The sequence below is a fragment of the Actinomycetota bacterium genome, assembly GCA_040754375.1.
GTDB lineage: Bacteria > Actinomycetota > Acidimicrobiia > Acidimicrobiales > AC-14 > JBFMCT01.
On record JBFMCT010000044.1, the window covers coordinates 1 to 26507 of the forward strand.

Sequence of the window (26507 nt, forward strand, 5' to 3'; positions counted from 1 at the left end):
CCGCCATGAGCTCGGCCGCCGACATCGACGACGTGGGGTGGCCCGAGTTGGCCCTCCCGCTCATGCGCACGGAGTCCACCCTGAGCTGCTGGGCCAGCTCCTGGAGGTAGTGAACGTCGGCAGTGGTCATCGGGCCCCTCTCGTTCCGGTCGGCCGGGACATGTTAGGGAGCCGGAGGACTAGCGTCCGAAGGATGGACATCATCGCCGCCTTGTTCGTCGAGGGGATCGGCCAGCGCCAGGTCCCCGGCCCGGCGACGCGCATCGACCTGACCGGGGTGATGTTCTCCCTGGCCGCCCCCAGCCCGCCGCCCGTGACCCTCTCCCCTCACCTGGTCGTGCTCCTGCGCTGCCCTCCCGGCGCCGAGGCCACGGGCACGCTGGAGGTCGAGTTCCTCGACGCCGCCGGCAAGCAGGTGGCCCGCAACGTGCAGCCGGTCATGATCGAGCCCGGCAAGTTCGGGCGCCAGCTCGTCAAGGGCGAGCTCGCCTTCGAGGACTACGGCACCATCGAGGCCCACTGCCACATCACCGGCGGCCACGACGTGGTCGTGCCCATCACGCTCCTGCCCCCGCCTGGATGACCGACTTCGCGGCGGCCGTGTCGGAGCATCCCGATGCCGGCCAAGCCGTGGCCGAGGTGGTGGGTGCGGTCGTCGAGCAGCTCGGGGACGAGGGCGGCCCTCCCGACCTGGCCATGGTGTTCGTCACCCCCATGCACCGCACCGAGCTGGAGGCCGTGGCCGCCACCGTTCGGGCCCTACTCGCCCCCGGCGCCCTGGTGGGCTGCGCGGCCGAGTCCGTCCTGGGCGGGCGCCGGGAGGTGGAAGGCGGGCCGGGCGTTGCCCTATGGGCCGGGCGTACCGGCCCGGTTGCGCCCTTCCACCTCGAAGTGGTCCGCACGCCCGACGGCCCGACCATCACGGGCTGGCCAGAGCTGGCCGTCGGCACGTCGGCCATGGTGGTGCTCGCCGACCCCTTCACTTCCCGGTCGACCTGCTGCTCGATCGGGCGGACGCGGACGCCCCTGGCCTGCCCGTGGCCGGGGGGATGGCCATGGCCACCACCACGCCCGGCCAGAACCGCTTCGTGGTCGGCGACAGTGCCGCCGACGGGGCCTTCAGCGAAGGGGCCGTGGGAGTGCTGCTGGGGCCGGGGGTGCGGGTGGAGACGGTGGTGTCCCAGGGTTGCCGGCCCGTGGGCCACCCGCTGGTCGTCACCCGGGCCGAGGGCGACGTCGTCTACGAGCTGGGCGGGCGGCCGGCCCTGGAGCGGCTGGGCGAGATCGCCGAAGCCATGGACGAGGCGGACCGCCAGATGCTCTACCGGGGGGTTCAGTTCGGCCGGGTCATCGACGAGCACCGCAGCGAGTTCGGACGGGGCGACTTCCTGGTCCGGGCCGTCATGGGCGGGGACAAGGAGTCGGGCGCCATCCAGGTCGGCGACCACATCGAGGTCGGAACCACCGCCCAGTTCCAGGTACGCGACGCGGCCGCGGCCGACGAGGACCTGCGCCAGATGGTCGGCGGCCGCCGGGCCGAAGCCGCCCTGCTGTTCACCTGCAACGGCCGGGGCACCCGCCTGTTCGGCCCCGGCCAACCCGACCACGATGCCTCGGTCGTAGCCGACGCTCTCGGCGGTGCCCCCGTGGCCGGCATGTTCTGCGCGGGCGAGATCGGCCCGGTGGGCGGCCGCAACTTCGTCCACGGCTTCACCGCCTCCATACTGCTGCTGGAGCGTGCCGCGCCCTGACCGGGACGGGGTGGCGCTCCCGCCGCCTAAGCTCGCCAGAGGATGACCAACGACAACCCGCTGGTCGAACCCTCGGCCGACCGTATGGCGCCGCCGGCCGTGCTGGTGGTCTTCGGGGCGTCCGGCGACCTTACGAGCCGCAAGCTCATGCCCGCCATCGAGCAGCTCGCCCTGCGACGCCTGCTGCCGGCGGCCTTCGCAGTGGTGGGTGTGGCCCGCACCGAGATGGACGACGACGACTTCCGCGACCGCATGCGCGAGGCCGTGGAGAAGGGCGGGGGCGGGGGCGAGGACGCTCGCCACGTGTGGGAGGCGTTCGCCGGCGGCTTCCGCTACGTGGCCGGGGACTACTCGGACCCGGCAACCTACCAACGGCTGGGCGAGGTCCTCGACGAGCTCGACCGGGAGCGGGGCACGGGCGGCAACCGGCTGTACTACCTGGCCACGCCCCCGAGCACCTTCCCGCTGGTCGTGGGCCACCTGGGCGAAGCCGGGCTCAACCGCCCCGGGCGCGACGAGGCTTTCGTGCGGGTCGTCATCGAGAAGCCCTTCGGTCGGGACCTGGCCTCGGCCGCCGAGCTCGACGACATCGTGCACTCGGTGTTCGACGAACCGCAGGTGTACCGCATAGACCACTACCTCGGGAAAGAGACCGTCCAGAACGTCCTGGCCCTGCGGTTCGCGAACGCCATCTTCGAGCCGGTCTGGAACCGGCGCTACGTCGACCACGTGCAGATCACGGTGGCCGAGTCGCTGGGGGTGGGCCACCGGGGCAGCTTCTACGAGATGGCTGGGGCGCTGCGCGACATAGTGCAGAACCACGTGATGCAGGTGCTGGCCCTGACCCTCATGGAGCCGCCGACCACGTTCGACCCCGATTCCATCCGTGACGAGAAGGTCAAGGCCCTGCGGGCCGTCCAGCCCCTCACCGTCGACCAGGTGCGCACCGAGATCGTCCGAGGTCAGTACGGGCGGGGCTGGGTGGAGGGCGAGGAGGTGGCCGGCTACCGCGAGGAGGAGGGCGTCCACCCCCACAGCCTGCGGGAGACCTACGTGGCCATGCGCCTGACGGTGGACAACTGGCGGTGGGCGGGCGTGCCTTTCTACGTCCGAACGGGCAAGCGCCTGCCCAAACGGGTGACCGAGGTGGCCATGGAGTTCAAGGCCGTGCCCCACCTGCCCTTCGCCGCCGACCAGGCTCACGGCCTGGGCCCGGCCGCCCTGGTGCTGCGCATCCAGCCCGACGAGGGCATAACGCTGCGCTTCGGGGCCAAGGTGCCAGGCCAGGCCTTCCGCGTGCGCTCGGTCTCCATGGACTTCTTCTACGGGGCCGCCTTCCTCGAGGAGGCCCCGGAGGCCTACGAGCGGTTGCTGCTCGATGCCCTGGTCGGGGACCCCACCCTTTTCATCCGTAGCGACGAAGTGGCCCAGGCGTGGCGTATCTGCGACCCCCTGCTCACGGCATGGGAGGAGCACGACGTGGCCCTGGCCCGGTACGAGGCGGGCAGCTGGGGGCCGGCCGAGGCCGACCACCTCCTGGCTCGCGACGGCCGCAAGTGGCGGCGCCCGTGACCGCCCCCGGGCGCCAGCCCGGCATCAGCACCATAGGCTCGTGGGAGGGCGACGGGGTGACCGTGGCCCAGGTCGACGCCGCCCTCTCAGACCTGCGGCTGCACCAACAGCGTGCCGCGGTACGCACCAGCGTGCTCACCCTGGTGGCGGTGGTCGACGACGACGCAGCCGCCACCGCCGTGCTCGACACTGTCTATGACCTGGGGGGGCGCCACCCGTCACGCACGATCGTGGTCGTCCTCGGCCCCGATGGGGACGGCGACGGTGGAGGAGCCATCGACGCCCGCGCCTCGGTGAACGCCGTGGAGCGCGAAGGGCGGGCCGTGTGCTTCGAGGACATCGTGCTGCGGGTGCGGGGCCGTTCGCGCCATCACCTGGGCTCGGTGGTCGAGCCCTTCTCGCTCCCCGACCTGCCCATGGTGGTCTGGCTTCCGGCCACCCTGCCCGCTCCCGGCGACCCCCTCCTGGGCGTGGCCGACCGCGTCGTGGTCGACAGCCGGGCCGTGGCCGGGGCTGCCAGCGCAGGCTCCTACGGCCGGGCCGGGGCGGCCAACGAGGCCGTCCTGCCCCGGGTCCAGGCCCTGGCCCGCCGCCTGCCGGTGGCCGACCTGTCGTGGGTACGCCTGGCTCTGTGGCGCAGCTTGCTGGCCGGGCTGTTCGAGGGCCCGGTCTACCGGCCCTTCCTGCGCGAGGTCGACCACATCGAGGTGGCCGGCAACTACGGGCCCCGCCACCTGCTGGCCGGCTGGCTCCTGCGCCGCCTCGCCCTCAGCCCCGCCCGGGTCTCGCTCACCCCCGCGGACCACGTGTCGGTGACCGTGTCGGCTACGCACCGCCACCGCTCGGGCGTGTTCCGCGTCGCCCGCCCCGGGCACGAACGCCTGATCGAGACCTCGGTGGCCATCGACGGCGGGCCGTCTGTGAGCCAGGCTGTGCGCATGCGATCGAGGTGGCCGGCTCTGGCCCTGGCCGGTGCTCTGACTTCGATGGGCCGCGACGACCTCTACTGCGAGGCCCTGGCCGGTGCCCTCGAGCTGCGGGGCTTGGCATGAACGGCGAGGTGGTGGTCGTCGACGACGTGGCCGCGGAGTTCGCCGAGCGGGTTATCGAGGCCTTCCACTCCCGCCCCGGCGAGACCTTCTCGCTGGCTTTGTCGGGGGGCGGTACGGCCCGGCGCTGCTACGAACGGCTGGCGGCCGACGCCAGTGACCAGATCGACTGGTGGCAGGTCGACTTCTACTGGGGCGACGAGCGCTGCGTACCCCCCGACGACGCCGCCTCCAACGAACGGCTCGGTCGGGAGGCCCTGCTCGAGCGCGTGGGGGCGGCCAACGCCGTCTACCCCATGCGCTGCGACGACGGGCCCGACCCCTACCAGCAGCGCATCGCCCAGGCGGGCCGCCTCGACGTCGTGCACCTGGGCCTGGGGGCCGACGGGCACACGGCCTCGCTGTTCCCCGGCTCACCCGCGCTGGAGGCCGACCCCGGCCGCCTCGTGGCCCTCAACCACGACCCCAACGGCCTCAACCCCCTGGAGCGCCTCACGCTGACCTACTCGGGCATCGCCCGGGGCCGGCTCGTCCTGGTCACCGTCTCGGGGGCCGAGAAGCGCGAAGCGTTCGCCGCCGTCCGCCGTGGCGACCCCGGCTGCCCGGCGGCCCACGTGCGCGCCGACCGGGTGGTGTGGCTCGTCGACCACGAAGCCTCCGGCGAGGCCTGACAACCCACCCGGGGCCCGCTCTGCCCGCCGGACCGCCCTGAGCGGCGCCCGGCCCGCCCTATGCTCCCCCGCGGTGGGTGGACTCTCCGAGCTGCTGGCCAGGGCGGCAGCGCGCCGTGACCGGCTGACGGGCACCCGGGTCACCTACTCGCCCAAGGTCTTCGTGCCCCTCACCCGGCTGTGCCGGGACCGGTGCGGGTACTGCACGTTCGCCACCGCCCCGGCGCGCATCCCGTCCCCTTACCTCGGGCCCGACGAGGTGCTGGCCATCGCCCGGGCCGGGGCGGCGGCCGGCTGCCACGAGGTGCTGTTCACCCTGGGCGAGCAGCCCGAGGACCGCTACCCGTCGGCCCGGGCCTGGCTCGACGACCACGGCTACAGCTCCACCGTCGACTACCTGGCCGCCATGTGCGCCCGCGTCGTGGCCGAGACGGGGCTGCTCCCCCACGCCAACGCCGGCGCGCTGGCCGGTGAGCAGCTCGCCCGCCTGCGCCAGGTCGCCCCTTCCCAGGGGATGATGATCGAGTCCCTGGCCGAGCTGGAGTGCCACCGGGGCGCCCCCGACAAGGCCCCGGCCCGGCGCCTGGCCACCCTCGAGGCGGCCGGCGAGCTGGCCGTGCCGTTCACCACCGGGGTGCTGGTCGGGATCGGGGAGACCCGGGCCGACCGGGTGGCCACCCTCGAGGCCATCGCCGCCAGCCACCGGCGCCACGGCCACGTGCAGGAAGTGATCGTCCAGAACTTCGTGCCCAAGCCGGGCACGGCCATGGCCCCATGGCGGCCGTGCCCGCTCGACGAGCTGCTGTGGACGGTGGCCACCGCCCGCCTGGTGCTGCCCGACGACGTGCGCCTGCAGGCACCGCCCAACCTCAGCGACGACTTCGGCCGCCTGCTCGACGCCGGCATCGACGACTGGGGCGGGGTGTCGCCCGTCACCGCCGACCACGTGAACCCCGAGCGCCCATGGCCGGCCCTCGACCGCCTGAGAGCGGTGACCGAGGCCCGGGGCTTCACGCTCGCCCCCCGGCTCACCGTCCACCCGCCCTACGTGCTCGACGCCGGGCGCTGGGTGGCCCCCGGCCTGGTCGGCGCCGTGCTCGACAGGGCCGACGCCGAGGGCCTGGGCCGCGACGGCCCCTGGTGTGCGGGGGCCGAGCTGGCCCCGCCCCCCTTGCTGGACGCGCCCGCCCGCCGGCCGGCGCCGGCCCGGGGCCAGGGCCGGGGGCCGGTGGCCGAGGTTCTCGACGGGGTGATGGCCGGCCAGCAGCCGGGTGTCGACGAACTGGTGACGCTGTTCTCGGCCCGGGGCCCCGAGGTGCGGGCCGTGGCCGCCGTGGCCGACGAGCTGAGACGCACGATCGCGGGCGACGAAGTCACGTGGGTGGCCAACCGCAACATCAACTACACCAACGTGTGCACGTTCAAGTGCCGGTTCTGCGCCTTCTCCAAGGGGCCGCTGTCGCTCAACCTCCGGGGAGCGCCCTACCTGCTGGGCGTCGAGGAGGTCCAGCGCCGGGTCGTGGAGGGCGTCGAGGCCGGGGCCACCGAGGTGTGCCTGCAGGGGGGCATCCACCCCAGCTTCGACGGCGACTACTACGTCGACATCTGCCGGGCCGTCAAGGAGGTGGCCCCCTCCGTCCACGTCCACGGGTTCACCGCCTTGGAGGTGACCGAAGGCGCCCGCCGCTTGGGTGAACCGCTGGCCTCCTACCTGCGACGGCTCATGGACGCCGGGTTGCGCAGCCTCCCAGGCACGGCCGCCGAGGTCCTCGACGACGAGGTACGGGCCGTCCTCTGCCCCGACAAGATCACCACCGACGAGTGGCTCGACGCCCACCGCACGGCCCACGGCGTGGGCCTGCGTTCGAACATCACGATCATGTTCGGCTCGGTCGAGCAGCCCGTGCACTGGGCCCGCCACCTGGTGCGCACCCGGGCCCTGCAGGCCGAGACCGGAGGGTTCACCGAGTTCGTGCCGCTTCCCTTCGTCCACATGGCCGCGCCCATCTACCTCCAAGGCCGGGCCCGGCGCGGGCCCACCTTCCGCGAGGTGCTGCTCATGCACGCCGTCGGGCGCATCGCCTACGGGCCCCTGGTGCCCAACGTCCAGGTTTCGTGGGTCAAGGCCGGGCCGGCCGGCTCCGGCCAGGCCCTGGAGGCCGGGGCCAACGACCTGGGCGGCACCCTGATGGACGAGAACATCTCCCGGGCTGCCGGTGCGGCCCACGGCCAGCACATGGGCGAGGCCGAGTTCGCGGCCATCGCCGGCGCCCTGGGCCGCCCACTCGTGCAGCGCACGACCCTCTATGACCGGCTCCGTGCGACCGCCGTCTGAACACCTTCTGAACGAAATCTGACTCTCGGACCGCCGCTTTCGGCAACGAAACACTGCGTTCACGACCGCGTGACGGTTGTGACACAGCCGCTCCTTACTCTGCTCCCAAGGTGATCTGGGAGGACCTCAGGCCCGTCGGGTCAGGAAGGTCCCTCCTGGCTCAAGGACAAAGAGGAGGACCGGGTTGTTCTCGAGAAATAAGCTGCTAGGAGGCGTGGCGCTGGCTGCCGGCGTCGCCGCGCTCTCGGCGTCGCCGGCGTGGGCGCAGGAGGCGGTGGAGCTGAGCGCGGACGAGGTGCAGGTCAACCTCGACAACGTCTTCGTCCTGCTGTGCGCCGTGCTCGTCATCTTCATGCAGGCCGGGTTCGCGCTGCTCGAGTCCGGCCTGACAAGGGCCAAGAACGTGGCCAACATCATGATGAAGAACCTGATGGACTTCTGTGCCGGCGCGGTCGCCTTCTTCGCCGTCGGTTATGCCATTGCCTTCGGCGAGGGCAACGACTTCTTCGGCTGGAAGGGCTTCTTCCTAGGTGACGGGGCCTTCCAGTACGGCACGCTGACCATGCCCGTCACCTTCATATTCCAGGTGGCGTTCGCGGCCACGGCCGTCACGATCGTGTCCGGGGCCATGGCCGAGCGGACCAAGTTCAAGAGCTACTTCGTCTACTCGATCGTCATCTCGGCCGTGATCTACCCGGTGGTCGTGCACTGGAACTGGGGCGGCGGCTGGCTGGCCCAGCTCTCGACCCCGTTCCACGACTTCGCGGGCTCGACCATCGTGCACATGACCGGCGGGGTGGCCGCCCTGATGGGGGCCATCATCGTGGGCCCCCGCCTGGGCAAGTACGGCCCCGACGGCAAGCCTCGGGCCATCCCCGCCCACAGCATCCCTTACGCCGTGCTGGGCACGTTCATCCTGCTGGTGGGCTGGTACGGCTTCAACGCCGGCTCGGAGCTGGCGGCCGACTCGGCCATCGGCCCCATCGCCGTAACCACCACCCTGGCCGCGGCCGCCGGTGCGGTGTCGGCCATGCTGACCATCTGGGCCAAGAGCGGCAAGCCCGACGTCGCCATGGCAGCCAACGGCCTGCTGGCTGGTCTGGTGGGCATCACCGCCGGGGCGGCGGCCGTCAGCCCGGTGGGGGCCATCGCCATCGGTACGGCCGCCGGCATGATCGTGGTGGCCGCCGTGCTGATGTTCGACCGGGTGGGCGTCGACGACCCGGTCGGGGCCATCTCGGTACACGGCGTGTGCGGGGCCTTCGGCACGCTCGCCGTCGGCCTGTTCGCCACCGAGGACACCGACTTCTGGTCAGCCGGTCTCTTCTACGGCGGCGGGGCCAGCCAGCTCGTCTCCCAGGTCATCGGGGTGCTGGCCGTGGCCTCCTTCGTGGCCGTCACCACCGGGCTGCTCTTCCTGGCCCTCAAGGCGACCATGGGCCTGCGGGTCAGCGAGGAGGAGGAGCTGGCCGGGCTCGACGTCTTGGAGCACGGCGCTCCCGGCTACGGCCCCGATGTCACCCCCTCCCGGGCCGCCACCCCGGTAGGGTCGGCCCGGTCCACGGGCGCGACGGTATAGGAGGCCGGCATGGTCAAGCTCGTAACCGCCGTCATCAAGCCCCACATGCTCGACTCCGTGAAGGACGCCCTCCGGGGCGCGGGCGTGCAGGGCCTCACCGTCACCGAGGTCAGGGGGTTCGGCCGCCAGGGCGGCCACACCGAGACCTATCGGGGCGCCGAGTACACCGTCGACCTCTTGCCCAAGCTGAAGTTGGAGGTCCTGTGCGCCTTGGAGGACGCCGACAAGGTCATGGAGGTGATACGCACCTCGGCCCACACCGGCAAGATCGGCGACGGCAAGGTCTGGCTCACCGACGTCGACCGCCTCATGCGCATCCGCACCGGCGAGGTGGGTGCCGAGGCCACCTGACGGCAGCCGGCCCGACGGCGGCCGCACCGGGCGGGGGATGGTCTCGATGGCCTCCCCCGTCCGGCGCGCGAGGACTGGCAGCCAACCGTAAGCAGTTCGCAACGATGAGCGGGAAGGAGCGGTGCGTGGCCTGAAGCCTCCCGTCGGCGCCGGGGGGGCCGCGCGGTGGCCGCGGCCGCGGTGGTCGTCGGGGCCCTCCTGCTGCTCGCCGGTGACGGCTCCGCCCAGGACGCCGCGCCCCGGGCCCTGGTGGCCACCGTCACGTCGTCGATCACTCCACCGGTGGCCGACCACCTGGCCGAGGGCGCCCGGCGAGCCGAGCGCGAGGGCTACGACGCCTTCGTGGTCCGCCTCGACACCCCGGGCGGTCTCGATGTCTCGATGAGAGCCATCGTGCGCACCTTCTTGGGGGCCGAGGTCCCGGTGATCGTCCACGTCGCCCCGTCGGGAGCACGGGCGGCCTCGGCCGGGGCCATCATCACCTTTGCGGCCCACGTAGCCGCCATGGCCCCGGGCACGGCTATCGGGGCGGCCACCCCCGTCGACCTCGAGGGGGGCGACGTGGAGGCCAAGGTGGTCAACGACGCCGCCGCCCTGGCCGAGTCGATAGCCCGCCAACGGGGCCGCAACGTCGAGTTCGCGGTGGACACCGTGCGCACCGGCCGGTCGGCGGCCGCCGCCGAAGCGGCCGAGATCGGAGCCGTGGACTTCGTGGCGGGCCCCCTGTCCGATGCCCTGGCCCAGGCCCACGGTCGCACCGTGAGGCTGGGGGCGGACGGCCGCCAAGCCACCGTGCGCTCCGCCGGGGCCACCGTCGACGAGTTCGACATGAGCCTGTTCCGGAGGGTGCAGCAGTCCCTGGCCGACCCCAACCTGGCGTTCATCTTCATGTCCCTGGGCACGCTGGGGCTCATCTACGAGCTGTCGAGCCCGGGCGTCGGCGTCGGGGGGTCGCTGGGGGTGATGTTCGTGCTGCTCGGGCTGTTCTCGCTGTCGGTACTCCCGGTGGACGTGGTCGGGCTCCTCTTCCTCCTCCTGGCCGCCGCCCTGTTCGTCGCCGAACTGTTCGCGCCCGGGATAGGCGTGGCCGCCGCCGGGGGAACGCTGGCGCTCGTGCTCAGCGCCGTGTTCCTGTTCCGGGGCACACCTGGCCTGGGCGTCAGCCTGGCCGTGCTGGCGCCGGTGGCTGTCACGGTGGGAGGGGCCGTGGTCGTTGCCGGGCGCCTGGCCGGGCGGTCACTGCGGTCCGCGCCCACGACCGGCCAGCACACCCTGGTCGGCCGCCGGGTGACCGTACGCCGGGCCGCCGGCCGCCAAGGCCAGGCGCTCGTCGACGGTGCGTGGTGGAACCTACGCAGCCCCGACGCCGACCTCGATGTCGGCTCCACCGTGTCCGTCGCGGCCGTCGAGGGCCTCGACCTGATCGTCTCCCCCTGCCCGCAGGGCCCTTCACCCAAGGAGGACAACCGTGAGTGAGCAGCTTCTCTACGGCATCGGGGCGGCCGTTGGCGCCTTGGTGCTGATCATCGCGGCCGCCGTGCGGATCGTGAACGAGTACGAGCGGGGGGTGATCTTCCGGCTCGGCCGGGTGCTCGGCGCCAAGGGCCCAGGCCTGTTCTTCATCATCCCCATCATCGACAAGATGGTGAAGGTCAACCTGCAGACCATGACCACCGACATCCCTCCCCAGGACGTCATCACCAAGGACAACGTGACCGTGCGGGTGAACGCCGTCACCTACTTCAACGTTGTCGACCCGGTGCGCGCCGTCGTGGCCATCCAGAACTACCAGTACGCCACCTCCCAGGTGGCCCAGACCACCTTGCGCAGCATCCTCGGGCAGGTCGACCTCGACGACCTGCTCATCAAGCGGGACGAGATCAACCAGCAGCTCCAGCAGATCATCGACGACCTCACCAACCCGTGGGGGGTGAAGGTGACGCTCGTCGAGGTGAAGGATGTCGAGCTCCCCGAGACCATGCGCAGGGCCATGGCCCGCCAGGCCGAGGCCGAGCGGGAGCGGCGGGCCAAGGTAATCCACGCCAAGGGGGAGTTCGAGGCGGCCGAGTCGCTCGGTGAAGCGGCCGCCATCCTCGAAGCGCGGCCGGCCGCCATGCAGTTGCGCACCCTGGCCACGATGGTCGACGTGGCCGCCGACCGGAACTCGACGCTGATCTTCCCGCTCCCGGTCGAGCTCCTGCGCTTCTTCTCGGCGGCCGCCGACGACCAACGGCGTCCGGGACCGTAATACCTGTTCAGCGGCCCTTGAGGAGCCGCTCGGCGTTGTGGGCCACGATGGCTTCGGCCTGCTCGGGGCGGCACCGGCGGGAGCGGATGCTGTAGGCCATTACAGCCCGCGGCGAGAGCAGGCGCTGCTCGGCTGCGGCCGCCAGCCAGAGCAGGCCCACGACCAAGGCGAGGCACAGGGGTGCGGCCAATAGGCTGAGCGAGGACATGGACGTGTCCTTCCCCGGCGGCCCCGGGGCCACACCTGGACGGGCCGGCCGGGCCGCATCTCGATGCGAGCCGCCTACGCTGCCCGCCCATGGCTGACCGACCGCCCCGCCGCCGTACCGGCGACCCCGAGCTCGACCGGCGGCTGATCGAGCTGCTCGACCGTTCGAGCGCCAGTGCCGCGGACCGAGATCTCCTCTTCGAGATGCTCGTCACCGTCGTGCGCCTGGCTGACGACGACCCCGGTCGCCTCAACCTGAAGATCACCAACGCCGCCCTGAAGGAGATGCGCCAGGCGTTCCGGGTGTTCCGCCCATTCCGGGAGGTACCCAAGATCACTATCTTCGGTTCGGCCCGAACGCGGCCCGAAGACCCCCTCTACGTCCAGGCCCGCGACCTGGCTGCCACCCTGGCCCGCCAGGGGTGGATGGTCGTCACCGGGGCAGGGCCGGGCATCATGGCCGCGGGGGCCGAGGGCGCGGGCCCCGACCGCTCCATCGGCGTGAACATCCGCCTCCCCTTCGAAGACGCCAACCCGTTCATCGCCGCCGACCCCAAGCTCGTCTCGATGAAGTACTTCTTCACCCGCAAGCTCATGCTCATGAAGGAGTCGGCCGGCTTCGTGGTGCTGCCCGGTGGCTTCGGGACCATGGACGAGACCTTCGAGCTGCTGACCCTGCTCCAGACGGGCAAGGCCGCGCCCGCCCCGCTCGTGCTGCTCGATGTCCCCGGCGGGACGTACTGGCGGGCCTTCGACCACTTCATCCGCCAGGAGCTGGCCGCCCGGGCCATGGTCAGCGCCGACGACGACCATCTGTTCCACATGACCGAGGACGTCGAGGACGCGGCGGCCGAGATCCTCGGCTTCTACCGCAACTACCACTCCATGCGCTTCGTGGGCCCCCAGCTCGTCATCCGGATGCGGGCCGAGCCGACCGACGGCGAGGTCGAGGGGCTCGGGCACCAGTTCTCGGACATCGTGGCCAGCGGCGTGATCACCAAGACCGATCCGCTGCCGGCCGAGGTGGCCGACGACGACAACCTGGCCCTGCCCCGGCTCGTACTGGCGTTCGACCGGATGCGCCACGGGCGCCTGCGGGCGTTCATCGACGCCCTCAATCGCCTCCCGTCGGCGCCCCCGGCGGCCGCTCCTGACCTGGCGGCGGCCGAAGCGGCCGGTACTCCCCCGGGTGCCGCCGGAAGCGAGGAGCCCGCCGAGGTCACCCCCGAGCCGGTCCTGGCCGACCTCCTGGGCCAGGCGGCGGCGGCCGTGGCCGGCGGTCACGAACAAGCCGTCCTGGTGGCCGCGTCCGCCCTGATGTCACTGTTGGCTGGCGGCGCGGTCGACGATGCCCAGCAGCACGGCCTGGCCGCCGAGCTGTGCCACCTCTCCCTGACCGCGCCCTCAGGCCCGGCCCGCCTCGCCCTGCTGGACGCACTGGCCGAGACGTCGCCTTTCGTGACCCTCAGCCTCCTGCTCGAGCTCCTCCTCGACCACCGCGACGCCTTGGGCGACGAGGGCACGGCCACGCTCCTGCGCGCCCTGGACCGGATGCTGGAGGTGACGGCCGCCGCCCCCCCCGAGCAGGCCTCCCCGGTCGTGTTGCTCCTTCGCATGGAGGAACCCGGGCCCGTGCTCGACCAGTTGGCTGCCCATCCCGACCGAACCGTGGCCACCTCGGCCCGGGCCGCTCGCGGCCGGCTCGACCGCCTGCTCGCCGGCCGCCCTGCGGCCGTGCTGCGGGAGCCCAGCCCCCGAGCCAACTAGAGGCTCCACGGTTAAGGGGTCGCCCGGAGACTCCGGCATAGGCCACCAGGCGCTAGTTTCTCTGGCTCTGGCGGACGATCTTCTCCTGGGGGTTTGTTCTGGTGCGTCGCCTACTGGCTCTACTGCTGCCCGTCCTGTTCATCGCCGGGGGCGGGGCCATGTCGGCGGTCCCCGCCTCCGGCCAAGCCGGGCCCGGCGGCCGGGCCGTACACGAGGCCCTGCGGGAGGACGCCCGCCGGGGAGTCGTCTACGACGGCCTGCGACCGGCTGGGGCCGGTGATCCCTGCCGGGGCAACTTCCGCCTCGAGAGCTCGTTCGGTGGGCCGCCGGAGTGCACCCATGGTCCCGACCCCGCCCCTGAGGGGATCGACGTGCGGTCCGACCGCCCCGACCTCCAACCGGCGCCGGCCTCGGCCCTGGCCACCGAGGTGCCCTGCGCGGGGAACGGGAGCGACGGGTTCCGGGTCCAGCTCGTGTACGCAAGGGCGCTCGACCGGCCCGACGGGTACTCGACCTGGCTGGCGTCCATGCGCCAGTGGGCCGCCCGGGTCAACGACGTGTTCGACGCCAGCGCGGCCCAGACGGGCGGCAGCCGCCAGGTGCGCTTCGTGCACGACGCCAACTGCGTACCCCTGGTCGACAACCTGATCCTGTCGTCTCGCGGTGACGACACCTTCGACCTGATGCTGCGGGAGATGCGCCTGCGGGGCTACAACCGGACCGACCGCAAGTACCTGGTGTGGGTCGACGCCAACGTCTACTGCGGGATCGGCCAGATCTACATCGACGACTCGCCCGGCCAGGGCAACGCCAGCAACGGCCACCCCGGGGTGCCCGGGGCTGTGGCCCGCGTCGACAAGGGCTGCTGGGGGCTCAACGAGATGGTCGAGGCCCACGAGCTCGTCCACACGCTGGGCGGTGTGCAGCCCACGGCCCCCAACGCCACGCCCGGCTTCCACTGCACCGACAACTACGACCGGCTCTGCTACAGCGACGGCACGGGCGTGGCCACGGTGGTGTGCTCCAACTTCGCGCTGGAGAACCGCCTGGACTGCAACAACGACGACTACTACTCGACCAACCCGCCCCCGGGCAGCTACCTGGCGAACCACTGGAACGTGGCCAACAGCCGCTTTCTGATCGGCGGCGGCTCCAGCCCGACCACCTCGACCACCACTTCGTCCTCCACTTCGACGACGTCCACCACGACGACGTCCACCACGACCACGACGACACCGACCAGCACGACCTCGACCACCACGCCCCCGCCCACGACCAGCACGACCTCGACCACCACATCGACGACGGCCCCCCCGGGGACAGGTGTGCCCTCGGCCCCCCGCAGCGCCTACGCCACCCAGCCCCCGGCGGCCGCGCCCGGCCTGTCGGTCTTCTGGTCCCCGCCGCTGTCGTCTGGGACATCGCCGCTGACCGCCTACCGCGTCTACCGGGGCACCAGCCCATCGGCCCTGTCGCTGCTGGCCGAGGTGGGCCCGGGCACGACGACTTACCTGGACAGCACGGCCCCGAGCCGGGTCATCGTCTGGTACCACGTCACGGCCGTCAACGCCTCGGGCGAGAGCCCCCCGTCCAACCTGGCCCGCATGATCGCCCGTTAGTAGTAGTTCCCAACCAGTCCCGGGCGCTCAGCGGGGGCGGGGGGTGGCCCGGTGGCGGCGGCCGAGCTCGTCGAGGGCCCGCAGGGGGGGGACGGCGGCGATCACCCGGCTGAACGACACGACCTCGCCCACCAGGTTGAGCACCACGAGGGCCACGAGCATGCCGTTGCGGGTGGGCGGGGCCGTGGCCAGGACCACCCCTAGCCCGACGGCCGCCCCCAGGGGGTTGGCCCCGGCGTCGCCCAGCATGAGCCGCTCGCGCAGGTCGTCGGCCAGCAGGGCGGCGCCCGCCCCGACCACCACAGCTACGGCCGCCAACTGGGGGGGGCCACCGGTGGCCACCGCCAGGGCCACGAACGAGGCCATGCCCGCCTTGCCGGCCCGGCCCGGGGCGCGGTCGAAGAGGTTGCCCAGGTTGGCGGCCAGGGCCACCACGGCAGCGTCGGCCAGCAGCCGGCCGACCGAGCGGCCCGAGACCGCGCCCACGGCCACCAGGGCCACGGCCGCTCCCCCCAGCAGCTTGAACAGCCCCGTGGTGACGTGGCCCGAGGCCAGCGCTAGCACGTGGCCCCGAAAGCCCCGGTACTCCCCCGTCCCGGCGATGTCGTCGATGGTCCCCAGCAGGCAGAACCCGCACACGACAAGAACGGTCACGGCCCGGGCGCCGTCGATCCCGGGGTCGTCGCCGATGCCCATGGCGGCCGCCACGGCCCGGCCCGCCTCGACCAACAGCAAGGCGAGGGGGAGGGCGAGGCCGGCGGCCGTGGGGACCATCCGGTTTCGGTAGTTGGGCCGGGTCAGGGCCGGTTGGGTGAACCAGGGCCGGGCCGCCAGCCACGTCAGCCTCCCAGCCACGAAACCGACGAGCGTGGCCAGCGCCACCTCGGCGCTCACGGCCGCCCCCCCGGGCCGGCGGAGGCGGCCGTGTGGGGAGCGTCGGCCGTGGGCTCCAGCAGGACCGGGCGCTCGGGACGGGGCGGCGGCGCGAGCGCCAGCAGGGCCAGGAAGGGCCCGACCGCGACCAGCACCAGAGCGGTGACCACGACACCGGAGTCGTTGACCAGGAACCCCCACACTCCCGCGGCCAGGGCCCCGAGCACGCCCGCCCGCAGGGCCGAGCGGGGCGGCAGGAGGTCGTGCCACCGACGGCGGAACACGAGCAGGTAGGCCAGGAAGCCGGTGGTCACGGGCACGGCCCAAGCCCAGGGCGTGGCCCGCAGCAGCCGGAAGTTCATCTCCCACTTACGGGCCACGGTGGTCACCAGTTCACCCCCGCCGTCGCGCCACGTATTCGCGGCCAGGCGCCCCAGGTGGCTGCGGGCCTCGGGCGCCCGGAGCAGGTCGGCCGTGGTCACCAGGGCCAGGACGGCCACGGCGGCTGCCGCCCACCCAGCCACCGCCTTCCAGGTGAGACGCCGGCCCGCGAAGGCCAGCATCGTGAGGCCGAGGACCGGGACCAGGGTGAGGATCCCGCCCACGTCGTCGCCCAGGCCGGGAGCGCCGTCGACCACCGTGACGAGCACGAAGAAGGCGCCCACCGAGAACAGGGCGTCCCGCCGCCGGGGGGCGTGGTGGAGGTGGACGGCGGCCGCCAGCAGGGCACAGGCGGCCAGGACGGCGAAGGCGCTGTTGCCCAGCCCGTAGAAGCGGCCCGCGCTCTGGGGGGAGTAACCGAGGAGGCTGCCCACTTGGAGGCGTCCACCGGTGGCCACGTCGACCACCAGGACAGCCACCGTCGCCCCGAATATCCAGCCCAGGGGGGCCAGGGGTGACCGCCGGGCCCGGGAGGCGAGGACCACGACCGCCGCGATCAGCAGTGGCAGGAGCCACACCCGGGCCGGCCCCAGGCCCGAGGTATGGGGGGTGGAGGCCCGGAAGAGAAGCGTGCCTAACGGGAAGGCGGCGATGGCCAGCGCCGGGTAGCGCAGGTGAGGGGTGAGGGGGTGGCGCCGGGACCGGGACAGCGCCCACACCACCAGGGCGTAGAACACCGCTTGGAAGGCGATGAAGGCCAAGGTCACGTCGAGGTAGACGTCCTCGCGAAAGGCGATGTCGCGGTCGAACGTGGCCAGGCGGGAGGTGCCCGGTTCACCGGGGTGATAACGCAGGGCCTGGCCGACCATGGCTGACGGCACGTCGACCCCGAGGGCGGCCAGGACCGTGGGCGCCAGGTCGGTGAGCGTCACGAGGCCGAGGCGGCGCGTCGAGGGCGAGTGCAGGAGCCCCCGGGGCACACCCGGGCCGTTCATCACCAGGGGCGCCAGCCGCCACTGGTCGCCAGGCGGGACGGCCGAGACCACCATGACGAGCGTGCCCGTGGGGGCAGCCTCGACCAACTGGCCCAGGAGCTCGTCGGTCAGCTCGAGCGCCCTCTCGCGATAGCGCGCTGCGAACGGGGCGGGGGCCAGGCCACTGAGACCGGCGGCCCGGTCGAGGTCCCCGGGGTCGACCAGCACGACGTCGGCCGTCTGGAGGGCCTGGGCCGTGCGCTGAAGCATGCGCACGGGGTCGGCCCGCTGGCTGAACGGCGCCCGCCGGTCACCGAGCAGCAGGTCGCCGCCGTCCACCGAGCCGAAGTCGACCCGACCGGCGCTGTCCATGAGGGCGACGGCCGCCGGCCGGCTGGTGGGCACGAGGTTGTCGAGCCCGACGAGGTTGGCCGGCAAGTCGGCGCTGCCGACGACGGCGGTGCGGAACCCGGCGGCGTGGAGGGCGTCGCCCAACGCCCCGGGCCGCGAGGCCACGTAACGACCGGCGTCCCGGCGCACCGAGGCCGCATGCTTCACGGTCACCGGGCCCCCGGCGCCGGAGGCGTCCTCGGCCAGCGGGCCGGCGGCCACCCGCGCGCCGGCGCCGAGGGTGGCATAGGCCTCGACGGGCGAGGGTTGGCGCGACAGCGTCCGCACGGTCATGGCCCCCACGGCCCCGCCGTCGAGCAGGCGGTCGAGGTTGGGCAACCGGCCGGTGCCGACCTCGTCCCACCGCAGGCCCGGCATGCTCACGATCAGCACCCGCTCGGGCCGCTGGCCGAGAGCCACGCTGGGAGCCTCCCACCGCCCCCCCGACCACAGGGCTGCCCCCAGCGCGCCGACGAGGGTCAGCAGGACCACCGCCACTCTCGTCCGGGGCCCGGCCACCCGGGGCCACAGGGCGCGCAGGACGTCCCCTCCCTGGCGGCCCCGGTGGGCGAAGCCCGCCAGGCTGCGCCCGGTGTGGCGGTGCTCCATGTCGACAGGGACATCGACCACCCGCGCCCCCGCCTTCCGGGCGTCGATGTTGAGGCCCGTCTCCAGCCCGAACCGGGGGGCCAGCTCGAGCGACCGCAGCAAGTCACCGCGTACGGCCCGCTGGCCCGACAGGGGGGCCCGCACCTTCTGGCCGGTCGCCACCCGAGCCCCCAGGGCCGACAGGCGGCGTACGGCCCCGAAGCCGCCCCGGCGGCCGGCCGCCGGCAGGACGCCCACGGCCATGTCGGCCCGCCCGGAGAGGACGGGCTCCAGAAGGGCGTCCACCGCCGCGGCCGTGGCCCCGACATCGGAGTCGACCAGCAGGTAGGTGCCGGCACTAGGGGCGAGGGCCACGCCCGCGGCCACCGCGCCGCCTTTCCCCCGGTTGGCCGGCAGTCGCAGCGCCCACGCCCCCGCCCGCCGGGCTTCGGCCGTCGTGGAGTCCGACGAGCCGTCGTCGACTACGACCACCTCGTCCACCGCGGGGATGGCCCCGAGGGCGGCCACGGTCGCGGCCACGGTGGACGACGCGTCCTTGGCGGCCACGATGGCCACGACCCGGCCGCCCCCTGTGTCGCCGGTACCCGTCTCGCTCACCCCCGGCCCCCTGCCCCCGGCCTGGCCGCCTCGGTCGCTGGGCCCTGGCCCCCCGGCGAGTCCGTCGCCACCGCTAGCGCGGGCGGGCGGGCGTACGGCCCGGTGGCGGCGGGCCCAGCCCTCAGGCCCGACAGCGTCGCCAGCCCCGGACCTGGACGACAACCGGGCCGACAGCCGAGGCGACGGCCGGGGCGGCGGCGGCCAAGGTCCGGCCTTGCGGACCAGCTCCCATTACGGGCTGGGCGCCGGGGAGGAGCGTCTCGGTAGGTGGTCACGGCCCACTCCGGCGGCCCCGCAACCACGCCATCTCGGGCGCCCCGAGGGCTCGCTGGGCACCGGCGTAGGCCCCGGTGGCCAAGAGGCCGGCCAGCACCAACGACGCCACCCCACCGGCGGTGGCGCCCTCCCCTGCGGGCCAGGCCCGCGACGTCATGAAGGCGACAACCCCGGCTACCCCGGCACATGCCGCGCTGCGGGCCATGGCCCAGAGCAACGGGGCCACCGGGCCGCTGGCGGCCAGGCGGCGATGGAGCACGGCGGCCAGGGCAAGCGCACCCCCGAGGTAGGCAGCCGAATGGCCGTAGCCCACGGCCGCCAGCCGCCCGTCCCCTGTCGCAACTGTGAACCACAGCACCATCGTCGCGGACCCGCCCACGGCGATGGCCGCGGCGGCCACGGCCGGGGCCCGCATGTCCCCGGTGGCGTAACAGGCCCGCAGGAGAAGCTGGAAGCCGGCGTAACCCATGAGCCCCACGGCATAGGCCGCCACCAGGCGACCGGCCATCTCGACGCCCGCGGCATCGAGGTTGCCCAGGCGCAGGAGGCCCAGGGCGGGCTCGGCCAAGGCGGCGGCCACGGCCGACGCGGGTAGCACCAGGAAGGCCAGGGCGGCCGCTCCGCCCCGGAGCTGGTCCCCGAACTTCGAGGCGTCGCCCGACTGGGCGGCCGAGGCCAGGCGCGGGAACAGGGCGGTGACGACCGGGTGGGCCAGGAGGGCGAACGGGAGGAGGAAGAGCTGGAAGGCGATGTGATAGGCCACCACCCCGCCTTCGATGCGGTTGGCCAGCACCAGGGTCGTCACGACCAGGACCTGGGTGAGGCCCAGGGTGGCGGCCGCCCACAGCCCGTCCCGGCCCAGGCGGCCCAGGCCAGCCTGGCGCAGGTCCCAGCGGGGCCGAAGGGCCAGGCCCGCCCTGCGGGCCGCCACCACCGGGACGGCCGTCATGACCAGGACGCCCAGCGTCGTGCCCGCTCCCAGCACCCATCGCTCAGGGCCCGAGAGGTCGAGGCCGGGCCGGCCGCCACCGCCCACAGCCCAGAACGCGGCCATTGTGGCGATCACCGTGACGTTGTTGGCCACGGGGGCGAAGGCCGCGGCCGCGAACCGGCGCTGTCCGTGCAGCAACCCGGTCGTGACCGCCCCGACGGCGTAGAGCAGCACCTGGGGGAGGAAGAACACGAGCAGGAACGACCCGAGGGCCATCTCCTGGCGCCGGACCTCGGGGTCTTCCACGGCGACCGTCAGCGCCCGCATGAGCCACGGCCGGGCCAGCAGGGCGGCGGCCGTGAGCACGCCCAGCACGACGAGGGCCAGGCCCAGGACCGACCCGGCCAGCGACAGCGCCTGTTCCCGGTCACCACGGCTGAGGAGGCGGACCAGGGGCGGTACCAGGACCGTCGACATCAACCCGGCGGCCGTCAGCTCGAAGAGGATGTTGGAGACGAGGTTGGCGCTCTGGTACGTGTTGCCCACGAACGTCGTCCCGAGGACAAGGCCCACGACCAGTACCCGCACGAACCCGGTGACCCGGGAGGCCAGGTTGCCGGCCGTGACGGCCGCCGTGGAAGCGAGCAGCCCCCCCGGCGGGCCGACACCCGCCGGGCTGAGGCCCGCGGTCATGGCTCCAGGGAGGGCAGCAGGCGCTGGGCGCCCGGCCCCACGCCGTAGCTGCCGGTGCGGGGCACGTCCAGGTCTCCGAGGGCGAGCACGGCCGCCGCTTGCCCGATGGGCGACTCCAGGTTGTCCACCGTGGACACCCGGTTGGCCAGATCGGAGCCCGACCGCACCAGCCCCACGAACAGCGCACGCCCATCGCCCGCGTCGTGCCCGGCCTCGGCCGCCACCAGCGCTGCCCGTTCGTTGCCCGCGGCCGTGCCCGACGTGACCAGTGCCTGGGCGAACGGCAAGGCCACTCGGTCGTCGGGGGCCTCGGCCCCCGCGCCCGACACGAGCAGGACCCTCAGGCCGGGCACCGGGAACGACCCGAGGCCCAACGTCGGCTGGGTCGTGGTCGTCCCCCCGGGGGGCTCGTAGCCCACGAAGCCGGCGGCCGCCAGGGCCGGTAGCAGAGCCGGCTCTGGGTTGGTCCCGTCCAAGGTGGAGGCCATCCGGCCCAGGGCCTGGCGGCGCAGAACGTCGGCCCCCAGGGTGGGCGCCGACCCCAGGGCCGTGGCCAGCAGGCGCACATCGGTCTCGCTCTCGAGGCGGAACCGGTTGGTGAGCAGGAGCGATCCCGCGGGGACGGCCCCGGCGACCGATAGGGCCTCACGGGCCCCGTCCACCGGGGCCCGGTCGACGCCCTGCACGGTGACCACCAGCACCGGGACGCCCTCCAGGCGCCCGAGGACGAGCTGGTCGCGCGCCTCGGTGGCGAAGCCCTCCATGAGGTCGAGCTGGCCGCGCAGCTCGCGGTTCTCCCCGTCGGTACGGTCGGCCCGGCGGCTCACCGAGTCGACGCGCTCTCGCAGCTCGTCGACTATGGCCCTGTCGATCACGGTGGACCCCACGAGGATGCCGAGGGCCAGGGCCAGGAACACGGCCGCCAGAGAGACGATGTGGTAGCGGAGGTTGATCATGGGCCGGGGGTCACCGGAAGAGGGACCGCCACGTGTCGTTGACGTAGAACCACAGCGCTTCGAGGAACACGTGGATGGGCTGGGCCACGATGGCCATGACGAGCATGGCCAGCAAGGCGGCGCCCACCAGGAAGGCGAGGTCGGACTTGCGGACGCGTGCCTGGTAGAGGCGGTTGACCCCCTTGGCATCGACGAGGATGGGCCCGACCTTGAGGCGCACCAGGAACGTGGAGGCCATCCCCGCCCGGCCCTTGTCGAGGAACTCGACCATAGAGGCGTGGGTGCCCACGGCCACGATGAGCTCGGCCCGCTTCTCGTAGGCCAGCAGCATGGCGATGTCCTCGCTCGTGCCGGCCGCCTCGAACACGCTGTAGGGCAGCCCGAGGGCGTCGAGACGGGCCGCGCCGGGGGCGGACCCGCCCGAGTAGGCGTGCACCACCAGCTGGGCCCCCTGGCGGGCCGCCCGAGCCCGGGTGACGGCCAGCAGCGTCTCGTCGCGCACCGAGTCGAAGTCGCCGATGATCACGTCGGGCCGGTAGCCGGCGTCGATGAGGGCGTCGGCCCCGCCGTCGACGCCGATGAGCACCGGCCGGATCTCTCGGATGTAGGGCCGGAGGGCGGCCAGGTCCTCCTCCCAGCCCAGCCCACCCCGTACGACGACCAGCACGTGGCGGCCCGTCAGGTCGACCGCCAGCTTGGGCAGGGCCGGGGAGTCGGTGAGCAGGTGCCGCTCGCGGCGGAGGTACTCGAGGGTGTTCTCGGCGAACCGTTCGAGCTCGGCCCCCACCGCCAGCTTGGCCTGCTCGATCTGCTCCTCCAGCGACTCGATGGTGTGGCACGTCCCCTTGGCCACCACATGGCCCCCGACGACGATGCGCTCGTCCTCCACCCTGACGACGGCCCCCTCCTCCACGGCGGTCATGACCTCCGGGCCGACGTCGTCGACCAGAGGGATGCCGGCGGCCGCCAGCAGGAGGGGCCCCATGTTGGGGTAGCGGCCCGATATCGACCGCGAGGCGTTGACCACAGCCGCGGCGCGCGCCTTGATCAGGCCCTCGGCGGCCAGGCGGTCGAGGTCGAGGTGGTCGATCACGGCAACCTCGCCCGGTAGCAGCCGGGTGATGAGCCGCTTGGTCCGAGCGTCGACCCGAGCGGGAGCCTCCACCCACTGGCCTTCGTTCTCGGGCGGGCCCACGGCCGCGGGGCGCGCCCTCCTCAACGTGCCCCAGGCCCGGCCGCCGTTCCCGTTGCCGTTGCCCTGGGGGGCGGGGGTGGCCATCAGCGGGCGGCCGCCTTCCGGCGGGACGCCGCTTCGAGCAGCTCTTGGGCGTGGTCGCGCGCCGTCTCGCTGCCGGGCTGGCCCGAGAGCATCCGCGACAACTCCACCACTCGCTCGTCGGTCCCGAGGACCCGGGCGCCGGCCACCGTGGCCTCCTCGCCCCCGTCCTTGGAGACGGCCACCTGGTGGTCGGCGAAGGCGGCCACCTGGGGAAGGTGGGTCACGACCAGGACCTGGCGCCCGGGCTCGGCCAACGCGGCCAGGGCGGCCCCCACGGCCACGGCCGCCTGCCCGCCGATACCGGCGTCGACCTCGTCGAACACGAGGGTGCCGGGATGGCCGGCGGGAGCGGCGGAGGCCGGCCCCAGGACCAGCTGGAGAGCAAGCATGGTCCGGGCCAGTTCTCCACCGGAGGCCACCTTGGCCAGGGGCAGGGGCGGGCTCCCCCGGTTGGCCCCCAGGCAGAACGTGACGTCGTCGGCCGGGCCCGGCCCCCGAGCCTCGACGGTGAACCGGGCCCCGGCCATGGCCAGCGACTGCAACCGCTCCTCGACGGCGGCCGCCAACTCGGGGGCAGCTTTGCGCCGGGCGGCCGCCACGGCCGCGGCCTCCGCTGATACGCGACCCTCGGCCGCCTCCAACTCCAGAGCCAGTGCCCTGGCCCGCTCACCGTGGCGCTCCAGCTCATCCAGTCTCGTGCGGGCCTGGACCGTGAACTCGAGCACGTCGGCCAACGTCTCGCCGTACTTCCGCCGCAGGTCGGCCAGAAGGCGGCGGCGGGCGCGTACCTCGTCGAGGCGGCCGGGGTCGACCACCACCGCCTCGGAGGCGTGACGGAGGTCGGAAGCGACCTCGGCGGCCTCCGCGGCCAACGTGCGGGTGCGCTCGGACAGCTCGGCGAAGGGCCGGCGCCCGGCCAGAGCGGCCACCGCCTGGCCGAGCCCGTCGGCCGCCCCGCCGTCGCCGGCGATGGCCTCGTAAGCCGCCACGGCCGCCTCGCGGTGGGCGGCGGCGTCAGCCAGTAGCTCCTCTTCGGCCTCGAGGCGCTCGTCCTCGTCGGCGCCGTCCACGGCGGCCGCCTCCAGCTCGCGCAACTGGAACCCCAGCAGGTCGATCTCTCGCGCCCGGGCCCGCTCGTCCCCGCCTATAGCGAGCAGGGCGGCGGCCGTCTCGGCAGCCGACGCCCGGGCGGCTTCCAGCGGACCGAGGTCAACGGACGCGAAGCGGTCGAGAGCCTCTCGCTGGGCACGGGCGCCGAGCAGGGACTGGTGCGCGTGCTGGCCGTGCAGCTCGACCAGTTCCGACCCGAGCTCGGCCAGCTCGGGTACCGAGGCCAACCGTCCGTCCACGTAGGCCCGCGACCGGCCTGAGCGTGGGACGGCCCGGGCCACGACCACCTCCCGGTCGCCTATGGCGAACCGGCCCTCGACCCGGGCCTCGTCGCAACCGGCCCTGACCAGCACGGGGTCGGCCCGTTCACCCAGGAGGAGCTCTATGGCCTCGACGACCAGCGTCTTGCCCGCTCCGGTCTCGCCCGTGACCGCAGTCATGCCGGCGCCGAAGACCAGGGTCAGGTCGGCGATGACGCCGAGGTCACGGACGTGGAGCTCGACGAGCATCAGCGATCGGCCAGCCCGAACTTGGCCTTGAGCACGCCGTAGAAGTCCCGCTCCCCGAGAGTCACCAACCGCGCCCGCACAGGGGCGACTTCGCAGGTGACGGCCTCGCCGGGCCCCAACCGGCCCACCTCGCGGCCGTCGACGGTCAGCACTGCTCCCCGCTGGTCCAGCACCTCTACCCGCACGGCCTCGTCGGGGTGCAACACGAGGCTGTGGGTGAACGGTGTGTGCGGGGCCACGGGGGTGAGCAAGAGAGCCTGGTGGTGAGGGGAGACGATCGGTCCTCCCGCCGAGAAGGAGTAGGCGGTCGAGCCGGTAGGCGTGGCCACGATCAGGGCATCGGCCACCTGGCTGGCGAAGAAGCGCCCGCCGATGGAAACGGCCAGGTGGACGGTGTGGCCCGGGGTGGCCTTCTCGATGACCACCTCGTTGAGCCCCAGGTGGCTGCGGGAACCTTCGGGCAGGGCCAGGCTCGTGGCCCGGACCATGGTCCGTTCCTCCACGCCGTGGTCGCCGACCAGGAAGCGGGCCAGCGCGGCGGTGAGCATCTCGGGTTCGACGGCCGACAGGTAGGCCAGCCGGCCCAGGTTGGCACCCAGGACGGGGACGAGGTGGGGCGCGGCCAGGTGCACGGCCCGCAGGATCGTGCCGTCGCCCCCCAAGGCGACCGCCAAATCGGCGCCCTCGCCCAGGCCCGGCCCGGCTGCCAGCCGCTGCAGGCCGGTCGCCTCGGCGTCCTCTTTCGGGACCTGGACGGTGTGGCCCCGCTCCTCCAACCACGTGGTGGCCCGGCGGGCCAGGTCGGCGGCCGCGGGGCGGCCCCCGTTGACCACCAGCAGGACGGTCGTCACGTGGTCACGTCCCTGCCGCGACCGCGTCGGCCACCGCCGCCGCGACCATATCGGCGGCGTTATCGGGGGGCGCGGCCGAGGGCCCTGGGCGAAAGTGGGCCAGGAACTCGACGTTGCCCCGGGCGCCTCGGAGGGGCGAGACCATGGCCCCTATCATCGCCGCCCCGGCGGTCTCGAAAGCGCCATTCACTCCCTCGATGGCTCGCGACCAGACCTCGGGGTCGCGGATCACCCCCTTGCCCCGCGAGGCCTCGGCCCGGCCCGCTTCGAACTGGGGCTTGACCAGCACCACCAGGTCGCCGCCGGGGTGGACCAGCGCCATGAGGTCGGCCGCCACCGAGCGCAGGGACACGAAGGACAGGTCGGCGACCACGAGGTCGAAATGACCGCCGCCGAGGCTGCGGACGTTCGTGCGCTCCCGTACGGTGACCCGGGGGTCGGACCGCAGCCGGGGGTCGAGCTGGCCCCGGCCGACGTCGACGGCGGTCACGTGAGCTGCCCCCCGCTGCAGGAGGCAATCGGTGAACCCGCCGGTGGACGCGCCGGCGTCGACCGCAGAACGACCGGCCACCCCGATCCCGAAGCGGTCGAGGGCGGCGTCGAGCTTCTCACCCCCCCGGCTCACGAACCGGGCGGGCGGGCCGATCACCTCCACGGGTTCTGAGGCCGCGACGAGGCGGGCGGGTTTGCCGGCCGGGGCCCCGGCCACCCTGACCTGGCCGGCGGCGATCACCGCCTGGGCCCGTTCGCGGCTCGCCACCAGACCCCGCCGGACCAGCTCGACATCGAGCCGGCGCCGCAGCCGCTAGCCCTCGCCCGGCCCGTCGGCAGCCGGCGGCCCGCCTCGGGCGGGGGGCGACTTAGTCGCGCGCGCCGCCCCCGGCCCGCCGGACTTGCCCGCCGGCCCGGCCCCGGAGGCGCTCTTGGCC

At 73.5% G+C, this 26507-nt stretch carries 21 protein-coding genes; 12 read left to right on the plus strand and 9 right to left on the minus strand.

The genetic code is table 11. The features are described from left to right. Nucleotides 1–193: 193 nt before the first annotated feature. The 10 genes from AB1673_14790 (at nt 194) to AB1673_14835 (ending at nt 11556) form a co-directional block, all read left to right on the plus strand. Nucleotides 194–583, plus strand: a complete 390-nt coding sequence (locus AB1673_14790; protein MEW6155232.1) for a hypothetical protein — start codon at nt 194–196, stop codon at nt 581–583. A gap of 265 nt (nt 584–848) precedes the next feature. Continuing rightward, nucleotides 849–1751 carry an FIST C-terminal domain-containing protein gene (locus tag AB1673_14795; GenBank protein ID MEW6155233.1) on the plus strand — a complete coding sequence of 301 codons (903 nt, stop codon included), beginning with the start codon at nt 849–851 and terminating at the stop codon, nt 1749–1751. A gap of 42 nt (nt 1752–1793) precedes the next feature. Beyond that, entirely contained in the window at nt 1794–3323 is a 1530-nt protein-coding gene (zwf, locus tag AB1673_14800; protein MEW6155234.1) for a glucose-6-phosphate dehydrogenase, read from the plus strand. Continuing rightward, complete coding sequence (locus tag AB1673_14805) at nt 3320–4375, plus strand: glucose-6-phosphate dehydrogenase assembly protein OpcA (GenBank protein MEW6155235.1); 1056 nt, start codon at nt 3320–3322, stop codon at nt 4373–4375. The genes zwf and AB1673_14805 overlap by 4 nt, the downstream gene beginning before the upstream one ends. Next, nucleotides 4372–5043, plus strand: a complete 672-nt coding sequence (gene pgl / locus AB1673_14810) for a 6-phosphogluconolactonase (protein ID MEW6155236.1) — start codon at nt 4372–4374, stop codon at nt 5041–5043. The genes AB1673_14805 and pgl overlap by 4 nt, the downstream gene beginning before the upstream one ends. Before the next feature lie 73 nt (nt 5044–5116). After that, nucleotides 5117–7378, plus strand: a complete 2262-nt coding sequence (cofH, locus tag AB1673_14815; GenBank protein ID MEW6155237.1) for a 5-amino-6-(D-ribitylamino)uracil--L-tyrosine 4-hydroxyphenyl transferase CofH — start codon at nt 5117–5119, stop codon at nt 7376–7378. Nucleotides 7379–7592: 214 nt separating this feature from the next. Next, a complete protein-coding gene (locus AB1673_14820; protein ID MEW6155238.1) occupies nt 7593–8957 on the plus strand; it encodes an ammonium transporter in 1365 nt (454 codons plus the stop codon). A gap of 9 nt (nt 8958–8966) precedes the next feature. Continuing rightward, nucleotides 8967–9308, plus strand: coding sequence for a P-II family nitrogen regulator (locus AB1673_14825; GenBank protein MEW6155239.1), 342 nt, complete (start codon nt 8967–8969; stop codon nt 9306–9308). Between the two features lie 165 nt (nt 9309–9473). Continuing rightward, nucleotides 9474–10784: an NfeD family protein gene (locus tag AB1673_14830; protein ID MEW6155240.1), complete on the plus strand. Its 1311-nt coding sequence runs from the start codon at nt 9474–9476 to the stop codon at nt 10782–10784. Then, nucleotides 10777–11556, plus strand: coding sequence for a slipin family protein (locus tag AB1673_14835; protein ID MEW6155241.1), 780 nt, complete (start codon nt 10777–10779; stop codon nt 11554–11556). The genes AB1673_14830 and AB1673_14835 overlap by 8 nt, the downstream gene beginning before the upstream one ends. 7 nt (nt 11557–11563) lie before the next feature. On the opposite strand, the gene AB1673_14840 is transcribed toward AB1673_14835, so the two are convergent. Continuing rightward, nucleotides 11564–11764 (minus strand): hypothetical protein, encoded by a 201-nt coding sequence (locus AB1673_14840; GenBank protein ID MEW6155242.1) that lies wholly within the window; start codon nt 11762–11764, stop codon nt 11564–11566. An 89-nt stretch (nt 11765–11853) separates the two neighbouring features. On the opposite strand from AB1673_14840, the gene AB1673_14845 reads away from it, so the two are divergent. Together AB1673_14845 and AB1673_14850 are read left to right on the plus strand one after the other, a co-directional pair. Further along, the gene (locus AB1673_14845) at nt 11854–13530 is read left to right on the plus strand and encodes a TIGR00730 family Rossman fold protein (GenBank protein ID MEW6155243.1); all 1677 of its coding nucleotides are present in this window, start codon (nt 11854–11856) and stop codon (nt 13528–13530) included. Between the two features lie 101 nt (nt 13531–13631). Continuing rightward, nucleotides 13632–15149, plus strand: a complete 1518-nt coding sequence (locus AB1673_14850) for a hypothetical protein (GenBank protein ID MEW6155244.1) — start codon at nt 13632–13634, stop codon at nt 15147–15149. A gap of 27 nt (nt 15150–15176) precedes the next feature. On the opposite strand, the gene AB1673_14855 is transcribed toward AB1673_14850, so the two are convergent. From AB1673_14855 to AB1673_14890, 8 genes are all read right to left on the minus strand, one after another. Then, the gene (locus tag AB1673_14855) at nt 15177–16043 is read right to left on the minus strand and encodes a hypothetical protein (GenBank protein ID MEW6155245.1); all 867 of its coding nucleotides are present in this window, start codon (nt 16041–16043) and stop codon (nt 15177–15179) included. Continuing rightward, on the minus strand, nt 16040–18973 hold the full coding sequence (locus tag AB1673_14860) for a glycosyltransferase (GenBank protein MEW6155246.1): 2934 nt from the start codon (nt 18971–18973) through the stop codon (nt 16040–16042). The genes AB1673_14855 and AB1673_14860 overlap by 4 nt, the downstream gene beginning before the upstream one ends. Before the next feature lie 271 nt (nt 18974–19244). Next, a complete protein-coding gene (locus AB1673_14865) occupies nt 19245–20873 on the minus strand; it encodes a lipid II flippase MurJ (protein ID MEW6155247.1) in 1629 nt (542 codons plus the stop codon). Continuing rightward, complete coding sequence (locus tag AB1673_14870) at nt 20870–21829, minus strand: copper transporter (protein ID MEW6155248.1); 960 nt, start codon at nt 21827–21829, stop codon at nt 20870–20872. The genes AB1673_14865 and AB1673_14870 overlap by 4 nt, the downstream gene beginning before the upstream one ends. A 10-nt stretch (nt 21830–21839) precedes the next feature. Beyond that, nucleotides 21840–23108 (minus strand): putative cytokinetic ring protein SteA, encoded by a 1269-nt coding sequence (gene steA, locus AB1673_14875; GenBank protein MEW6155249.1) that lies wholly within the window; start codon nt 23106–23108, stop codon nt 21840–21842. Continuing rightward, on the minus strand, nt 23108–24727 hold the full coding sequence (gene recN, locus AB1673_14880) for a DNA repair protein RecN (protein MEW6155250.1): 1620 nt from the start codon (nt 24725–24727) through the stop codon (nt 23108–23110). Before recN ends, steA begins: the two co-directional genes overlap by 1 nt. Continuing rightward, complete coding sequence (locus AB1673_14885) at nt 24727–25578, minus strand: NAD(+)/NADH kinase (protein MEW6155251.1); 852 nt, start codon at nt 25576–25578, stop codon at nt 24727–24729. Before AB1673_14885 ends, recN begins: the two co-directional genes overlap by 1 nt. Before the next feature lie 4 nt (nt 25579–25582). Next, nucleotides 25583–26338 (minus strand): TlyA family RNA methyltransferase, encoded by a 756-nt coding sequence (locus tag AB1673_14890; GenBank protein MEW6155252.1) that lies wholly within the window; start codon nt 26336–26338, stop codon nt 25583–25585. Nucleotides 26339–26507: the final 169 nt, after the last annotated feature.

Excerpts from the sequence above, each read along its gene's own strand:
- AB1673_14790 (MEW6155232.1), top strand. The coding sequence starts at position 194 with ATGGACATCATCGCCGCCTTGTTCGTCGAGGGGATCGGCCAGCGCCAG.
- AB1673_14795 (MEW6155233.1), top strand. The coding sequence starts at position 849 with ATGGGCCGGGCGTACCGGCCCGGTTGCGCCCTTCCACCTCGAAGTGGT.
- zwf (MEW6155234.1), top strand. The coding sequence starts at position 1,794 with ATGACCAACGACAACCCGCTGGTCGAACCCTCGGCCGACCGTATGGCG.
- pgl (MEW6155236.1), top strand. The coding sequence starts at position 4,372 with ATGAACGGCGAGGTGGTGGTCGTCGACGACGTGGCCGCGGAGTTCGCC.
- AB1673_14825 (MEW6155239.1), top strand. The coding sequence starts at position 8,967 with ATGGTCAAGCTCGTAACCGCCGTCATCAAGCCCCACATGCTCGACTCC.
- AB1673_14840 (MEW6155242.1), bottom strand. The coding sequence starts at position 11,764 with ATGTCCTCGCTCAGCCTATTGGCCGCACCCCTGTGCCTCGCCTTGGTC.
- AB1673_14845 (MEW6155243.1), top strand. The coding sequence starts at position 11,854 with ATGGCTGACCGACCGCCCCGCCGCCGTACCGGCGACCCCGAGCTCGAC.
- AB1673_14865 (MEW6155247.1), bottom strand. The coding sequence starts at position 20,873 with ATGACCGCGGGCCTCAGCCCGGCGGGTGTCGGCCCGCCGGGGGGGCTG.
- AB1673_14870 (MEW6155248.1), bottom strand. The coding sequence starts at position 21,829 with ATGATCAACCTCCGCTACCACATCGTCTCTCTGGCGGCCGTGTTCCTG.
- steA (MEW6155249.1), bottom strand. The coding sequence starts at position 23,108 with ATGGCCACCCCCGCCCCCCAGGGCAACGGCAACGGGAACGGCGGCCGG.
- recN (MEW6155250.1), bottom strand. The coding sequence starts at position 24,727 with ATGCTCGTCGAGCTCCACGTCCGTGACCTCGGCGTCATCGCCGACCTG.